Below are 1,110 nucleotides of genomic sequence, written 5' to 3'. Positions count from 1 at the left end.
CGTGCCTATCCGGTTAAGGCATACACCTACTAGATGTAGGGTGTCTCCACTCTCCTGAATAAAGCGCGTCGAATGTCGGCGCGTCGACTTCGCCGGCGATCCCGAGCAGCGAACGGAAAGCGTTGAAGGGGTAGAAGCGCCGATTGAAGCGGAAAGTGAACTCATTGAGGTAGGCTTGCAGATGCTTCGCGCTGACGCCGTGATGAGTGCCGCTGAGCCAAGTCTTCAAGTTCGAGAAGACGAGATGGATGATGGGCAGAAATTCTTCGGCAACCTCCGGATCGCCGCACTCGGCGATGGCATGATGATCGTAGCCGCGCTTCCGCAGGCTGGCGTAGGCGCTCCAATCGTCCGTCACCGTGAGCGTCCCCGGCTCGACGGCGCTTTCGACGAAGCCGCAGAGCTGTTCGGCGCTCCGGTCGGACATGACAGCGAGCCGGACACGCCCGGCGTAGCGTCCATCCTTTCGCGTGTCCTGCGCGGTTCCCGGCTTCCGATGGCGCACCTCCACAGCGCCGGCGACAAGCACTTTGTGATGCACGCCCCGGCCTTCGCCGCGCGTCCGTCCGCCGATCCATGTCTCGTCCACTTCGACATGTTGGCCGGGCCGACCACCGATCCTGTCCTGGTTGGGCCGCACCATCGCGGCCCGGAGCTTGTGCAGAAGGCCGAAGGCGGTCTCGTAACGCGAGAGCCCGAGCTGGCGTTGGAACTGCACGGCGGACATGCCGGTCGTCTGGCTGGCGACAAGGTAAGCGGCCCAGAACCAGGCGCTCAGCGGCGTGTGCGAGCGCTCCATGACGGTCCCTGCCGTCAACCCCGTCTGGCGGCGGCACTTGCGGCAAGTCAGGATGGACGGCCGCGTGGCGATACGGAACGGTTCGCCGACTTCCCCGCAATGAGGGCATGTGAAACCCTCGGCCCAGCGGGCCTTTTCGAGATAGCTGGCGCACGCCGCGTCATCCGGGAAAAGCCGCTGGAATTCGGGGAGCGATTTCGGAAACGCCAGTCCCGCGCGGTCGAGAACGTCCATCGCTGCAACGCCTCATTCGATCGATGACTGGCGTCTAACTACATCTAGTGGGTGTATGCGTCAACCGGATAGGCACG

1 protein-coding gene is annotated in these 1,110 nt (G+C 63.6%); it reads right to left on the bottom strand.

Translation table 11 applies throughout. From position 1 onward, the window contains the following. Window positions 1-13 precede the first annotated feature (13 nt). Entirely contained in the window at window positions 14-1,033 is a 1,020-nt protein-coding gene (locus tag F2P47_RS17530) for an IS1595 family transposase (protein ID WP_152217686.1), read from the bottom strand. Window positions 1,034-1,110 lie beyond the last annotated feature (77 nt).

The sequence above is a fragment of the Parvibaculum sedimenti genome, from assembly GCF_009184905.1.
GTDB lineage: Bacteria > Pseudomonadota > Alphaproteobacteria > Parvibaculales > Parvibaculaceae > Parvibaculum > Parvibaculum sedimenti.
The sequence above is the reverse complement of the archived record's forward strand: the minus strand, read 5'-3'. Positions and strand labels throughout refer to the sequence as shown.

Coding starts and splice junctions, on each gene's coding strand:
- F2P47_RS17530 (WP_152217686.1), bottom strand. CDS start 1,033: ATGGACGTTCTCGACCGCGCGGGACTGGCGTTTCCGAAATCGCTCCCC.